Annotated in this window: 6 protein-coding genes and 1 pseudogene; 1 reads left to right on the top strand and 6 read right to left on the bottom strand. The window is 30.2% G+C overall.

Annotated elements, in window-relative coordinates; all coding sequences use genetic code 11:
- Positions 1-343 precede the first annotated feature (343 nt).
- Positions 344-928 carry a tRNA (adenosine(37)-N6)-threonylcarbamoyltransferase complex dimerization subunit type 1 TsaB gene (gene tsaB, locus Q0929_RS08720; protein ID WP_299240010.1) on the top strand — a complete coding sequence of 195 codons (585 nt, stop codon included), beginning with the start codon at positions 344-346 and terminating at the stop codon, positions 926-928.
- Here the strand turns inward: tsaB and epmA are convergent.
- From epmA to Q0929_RS08690, 6 genes and pseudogenes are all read right to left on the bottom strand, one after another.
- Positions 912-1,850, bottom strand: coding sequence for an elongation factor P--(R)-beta-lysine ligase (gene epmA, locus Q0929_RS08715; protein ID WP_299240007.1), 939 nt, complete (start codon positions 1,848-1,850; stop codon positions 912-914). The two genes, tsaB and epmA, sit on opposite strands and share 17 nt — an antisense overlap.
- A 41-nt stretch (positions 1,851-1,891) precedes the next feature.
- The gene (rpmA, locus tag Q0929_RS08710; protein WP_299226938.1) at positions 1,892-2,149 is read right to left on the bottom strand and encodes a 50S ribosomal protein L27; all 258 of its coding nucleotides are present in this window, start codon (positions 2,147-2,149) and stop codon (positions 1,892-1,894) included.
- Positions 2,150-2,162: 13 nt separating this feature from the next.
- The gene (gene rplU, locus Q0929_RS08705) at positions 2,163-2,453 is read right to left on the bottom strand and encodes a 50S ribosomal protein L21 (protein ID WP_299240004.1); all 291 of its coding nucleotides are present in this window, start codon (positions 2,451-2,453) and stop codon (positions 2,163-2,165) included.
- A gap of 14 nt (positions 2,454-2,467) precedes the next feature.
- Positions 2,468-2,815: pseudogene (locus tag Q0929_RS08700) on the bottom strand (IS200/IS605 family accessory protein TnpB-related protein); the annotation flags it as partial.
- Between the two features lie 188 nt (positions 2,816-3,003).
- Positions 3,004-4,857: a hypothetical protein gene (locus Q0929_RS08695; protein ID WP_299240000.1), complete on the bottom strand. Its 1,854-nt coding sequence runs from the start codon at positions 4,855-4,857 to the stop codon at positions 3,004-3,006.
- A gap of 394 nt (positions 4,858-5,251) precedes the next feature.
- Positions 5,252-5,435, bottom strand: a 184-nt coding sequence (locus Q0929_RS08690; protein ID WP_299239997.1) for a hypothetical protein, incomplete at its 5' end; no start/stop codon positions are given.

Genomic DNA, 5,435 nt, shown 5'->3' with positions numbered 1-5,435 from the left:
TTTCAATCTTATAAGTAGATGGAGAAAGGTTAAGACTTTTGTTGCTTATCTATATGCATATGCTATTGGTTATAGCTTTTTTAGAAAAAGTAAACTATGGAGGTAATTTCTCACCCGACGTATATTCGGTAAATAATTAAAAAAACTTTATTATTTTTTGAAGCCGGGATGAAAAATTTAGAGAGATTCTTTGAATTAAAGTCTTTAAAATGTCAGGTGTCAGAGAAAGGGTAATATCGCCCTCATTTTGCAACAGGGTAAGAAACCCTCTGTCTTTATTGAATTTCTTACCTGACGTATATACAATAATAGTTTCAATAAAATTTAATAGGAGTTTAACATCGTGTTTTTGAGTATAGATACATTTTCAGATAACTTTGGAGTAGCGATTATAAAAGATAACAAAGTTTTAGTTATACGTGAATATCTAAAGCCAAAACCGTTTTCAGAAGTATTAATGCCAGAAATTCAAGATATATTTAATAAGCTTAAAATAGAACCTTCACAGTTAAAAGGAGTTATAGTAAATCAAGGACTTGGTTCTAACACTGGTTTACGGGTAGGCTTGATTACCGCAAAAACTCTTGCTTACTCCTTGAACATAAATCTGTATTATTTCAGAACCTTAGATGTTATGGTCTATAAATACAGACACTTTTGTGGCGATGTTGTAGCGGTTTTAAACATAGGAAAATCAAACGTTGCTTACAAAATAAATGAAAATGAACCTGTTATCACTTCTTTTGAAGAGTTTAAAATTCAGTTTGAGAAAAAAGAAAATAGTTTAATTATTGAAAAAAATCTTAATTTAGATTGGAACAATTGCATTAGTCTTAAAACTTCTTTATGTGTAGATGGTGGATTTTATGCTCTTGAAAGAGATTTAAAAGCCGACCCATTTTTATTAGAGCCTATATACCATGAATAGATTCTAAATCTAAGAGAATCATTATAAGCCTATCAATTCCTAAGGATGCACCGCTACACTCAGGAAGGTTTTGAGAAGCTTTTATAAATTCAGTATCTAATGGATAGTCAAAACCTTCTTTCTTTTTCTTTTCAATATCTTGCTTTAGTCTTGTTTCAAGCTCTACTGGGTCGTTAAGCTCATGATATCCATTTACAAGCTCAATTCCATTTATATAAGCTTCAAACCTTTTTCCTTTTCCACCTTTTACTTTAGCAAAAGCTGAAAGCTGTGGTGGATAGTCATAAATAAAAGTAGGTTTTTCTTTGCCAAGATTTGGCTCTACATAAAATGCATAAATTCTAAAAAACAGCTCCTCCCAGTCTTGACTTTCTTTAAAGTAGCTTTCTTTTTCTTTTAAAAATTTGTTCATTTTATCAATATCTTCTGGATATACGCCTGTGTAAATGTAAAAAGCTTCATCTACCGTGATTTTTTGCCAGTCTAACAGATTATATTCCCTGCCTTTGAATTTAATCTTAGGTTTTTTGTACAAGGATATTGCAGATTCTATAAAAATATTTTGAGTGTCTTCCATTAAATCATCTAAATCATATCCAACCCTGTACCATTCAAGCATTGTAAACTCTATCTTATGCTTATAAGACCCTTCATAATTTCTAAAAACTTTTGTAATTTGAAATATATCCGTCTTTATTTCAGATAAAATTTTTTTCATTGATGGTTCTGGCGATGTATGAAGAAATTTCCTAATTGGCTGACTTCTTTCATCGTACACGAAAAGTTCAACCGGATAGATATTATTATCTAAGTTTGGAATGTCTTGAAGGATATCTGTGAAAACTTCTATTGAACCGGTTCTATAAAAATATTCCCTGATAGATTTGATTATTGTTGATTTATCAGTATAAATTTTTTTCATTAGATAAGAAAACCCGGGACTTAAATCCCGAGTTTAATATTTTACGCTTCTACTGGATATACACTTACTACTTTTTTTCCTTTCGATGTTTCAAATTTGACTTTTCCATCGATTAACGCAAAGAGAGTATAATCCTTACCCATTCCTACGTTTTTACCCGGATATATTTTTGTACCTCTTTGTCTAACTAAAATGTTTCCGGCTCTAACAACTTGACCGTCGTATCTCTTTACTCCAAGGCGTTTAGATATACTATCGCGACCGTTACGTGTTGAACCACCACTTGCTTTTGATGCCATCTTTTACTCCTCCTTAAACAATTTCTTCAACTTTAATTAATGTGTAAGGTTGTCTATGACCTTTTAATCTTTTATAGTTTTTCTTTCTTTTATACTTAAAAACTAATATTTTTTTATGTTTATCGTGTTTAATAACAGTTGCCTTAACTTTTCCCTCTGTTTTTAACTCACCATTATCCAATCTTACACAGATTGCTGGTAATTCTACTGTTTCACCTTCATTTGCACATAATTTTTCTACTTTTAATAATCTTCCTGGTTCGGCTTTATACTGCTTTCCACCTGTTTTTACTATTGCATACATATATCAAAACCTGGTCAGCCAAACTGTACAAAACTTGCACAGCTTGGGTTGGGGTATTTGTATTCCGCCATTTCAGACACTTCCGTCCCCAACAGGCGGTATTTTGGAAGTGTCATAGTCCCTGCTGCCAAGCATGCAGGAACTAACCTATTAGCCACTGCTATCCAATCCCCTAAAACGATTATTTGTTTTAAGGGAGAAAGATCTCTGTACGATCTTTCAAGACAGCAGAAGGCTAAGGCTATGGAAAGAACTTGCCAGCTTTTATGCCTACCTGCAGGCAGACCCCTCACCTGTTCCTTCCGTTGGTTTACAGGTTGTTGGGTAGCTGTCTTGCTCTTTCCACTTTCTACAGGAGTTATCAATCTTTTTTTCATAATTAATCAATGATATTCTACTGATTCCGTATATCTCTTCACACTTTTTTATAGTTAATAGAATAGTTTTCTATTCATGATAATTTATTATTTTACACCTTTTTACAGAAAATAGCAACTGTTGTGCACCTCCTTTTTCTCAAAATAGACCAAATATTATATCATAAAAAAATTTAGTCTAAAAGCATCAAAAAAGCAGATTCTAAATCATACAGATTGCTGTCTATCTTATCAAGGTTTTTAAAGTCTGATTTTTCAAAAAGTTCAACATACATATTTTTAGCTTGTTCCTTTAAGAAATCATAAGCTTTTTGGTTTTCTGTCAAAAGAGGGATATCGATTTTGTTTTCTTTTATTATATGGAAAATCTGGATTTTAGTTGGGTCAAAATCTAAAAAGCTGTAATAAGAATAATCTACAATGATTATACCCTCAAAATTTTTCCAAATTTTGTAAAATTCTCTATAAATAACAGGAGAGAGATTGTCTATATTTTTGAAATAAACTATGTCAAAGCCTGCTAAGTTTTCTATCAAAAGACTGTCAGGATTTTGAATTTCTTCCGAAGGGATTATTATGAAAGACTTATCATGTAATCCGATTTCTGGGTCATTTATCAGATAGTTTAATAAAAGTCCTGCAAATTTAGAATCTTGATGTCTTAAAGCCAATCTTTTAAATTTTCCACCACCAAGCTTTTTAAATGTCTCTATTAAATCTATAAAATCTCCACTTTCTGGAAAAATTTTTTTACAAGATATGGTGTAGTTTACAGGTGACGGGGTTCTTAAGTAAGGTTTTATTTTTAAAGCTGTCAGAATTTTATTTATGTAGAAAACAATTTCATTAAGAAAATCTGTCGATTCGTTTACAGACATTCCAAATCTTTTTAACCTGTTGTATAAAATAAATCCACTTTTTTTGTCATTATAAACCAAAAAATTAACTGCTAAGAAGACCAAATAGTAAAGATAGGCTCTTTTTAGATTTCTATTAGAAAGACTTAAAGGCTCCTGTTTTAGAGACAACATTGGATTTAATAAAAGATGTGCCAACTTATAGCTATCGTTTACTTCCAATAGTATTTTAAACTTTCTTTCTAAAAATCTTTCATTTAAAGATAAATAGTCCTCACCAAATAGATATTTTTCATATATTCTTAACGGGTAAGAATAGAATTTAAGAGAATTTTTCAATATCTTTTTGTAATCAGAATCTTTTTCTATAAACAAATTTGCTATAGATGAGACAGTCTCTAAAAGTAGTAGTAATAATCCCACTTTTCTCTTTGGTTGAAAAGGTATGTAAGGAGCAAATTTTTTAAAAGTTTGAACTTTAGTTAAATTAAACTGATTAAAACTTTCAAAACTTTCCATTGGGTTTTTATACGTTGCTACAAATAAGTCAAAATACTGGTAGCTTAACTTTTTTATTTTATCCATGCCAAGTCTTGCTATGGCTGTGGGTAAATCTTTTATTTCTTCTATAATATTTTCAGAAGCTTTGTTCGCTTCTTCTATAATTTTATTTTTTAAAGGCGGAATTTGATTTATTATAAAAGATAAGCTTTCTGCATCTGTATTTGGGTCGTCCACTTCTGAAAGAAGATTTATAGCATTGATGAAATCTTGAGATATTCTAATGCTTTCGATCTCCTTGTCTGTAATGGTATACTTTTTTGATGTTTTATAACTTTCTACAAACCTTGTATTTTCCTTTATAAATTCAATATCTTCAAACTCTTTTTTGAGTGCCAAGTCTATCTTTCTTTCGGTTATTTCTAAAACAAAACATTTGTATTCTTTTCCGTTTATCCTAATAGGAATAGTTAATCCTTCTTGTATAAGATTAGTTTTTTTCTCCGTTTTTAATCTTAGTAAAGACTTAGAGATAAATTCTATCTCACCTAAATCTTCTATCTTTATACGTTTATTTAGATAGTATTTATCCCATCTTAAATCTAAATCTAAAGCTTCTTTTTCCGGTTTTATACTTTCCTTTTGTTTTTTGTCTCCAAACAATCCCATACTCAATCCTTTTTCAAATTCTATTTTAGCATATATTTATATATCATACCTTGGGTAAGAAATTAATGGTTTTTATATAATTTAAAAAAGAGATCCTTCGGCCTAATAGCCCAGGATGACGGACAAAAGCAAACTTGCAAAAATTTTTGAACAGTATCAGGAAGGACATTTTATTCTTGATTTGTAAGTTTTTTTTAAACAATTATACCCTCCTATAAAATTAAGACTGTTCCAAAATTTTTGTAAATTTACCTTTCCGTGCCATCCTGAGGAAGTAAGTCCAAAGGATCTCTTTTTTGATTTTTCTACTTGAAAAGAAAGGAAGAGATTCTTCGTTTCACTCAGAATGAAAATTTTAATTTTTGGAGCAGTTTTATCATACATAAGCTAATTTTTAACCTTTTCTAATTTCAGCTTCAAATTTTTCAGTTAGATTTTCTATCTTATTTTTAAGACCTGACAGATCCTCTTTTTCTGCTTTACCTATACCACAGTGAGCCAAATTATTTCTGAAATATTTTATATCTAACCATATACCTCGGGTGAGAAATTCAAATATAAATAAAACATCTAAAAAA

The organism is Sulfurihydrogenibium sp. (genome assembly GCF_028276765.1).
Taxonomy (GTDB): domain Bacteria; phylum Aquificota; class Aquificia; order Aquificales; family Hydrogenothermaceae; genus Sulfurihydrogenibium.
This window is presented reverse-complemented; position numbering and strand designations above follow the sequence as displayed.

Excerpts from the sequence above, each read along its gene's own strand:
- epmA (WP_299240007.1), bottom strand. The coding sequence starts at position 1,850 with ATGAAAAAAATTTATACTGATAAATCAACAATAATCAAATCTATCAGG.
- rpmA (WP_299226938.1), bottom strand. The coding sequence starts at position 2,149 with ATGGCATCAAAAGCAAGTGGTGGTTCAACACGTAACGGTCGCGATAGT.
- rplU (WP_299240004.1), bottom strand. The coding sequence starts at position 2,453 with ATGTATGCAATAGTAAAAACAGGTGGAAAGCAGTATAAAGCCGAACCA.
- Q0929_RS08695 (WP_299240000.1), bottom strand. The coding sequence starts at position 4,857 with ATGGGATTGTTTGGAGACAAAAAACAAAAGGAAAGTATAAAACCGGAA.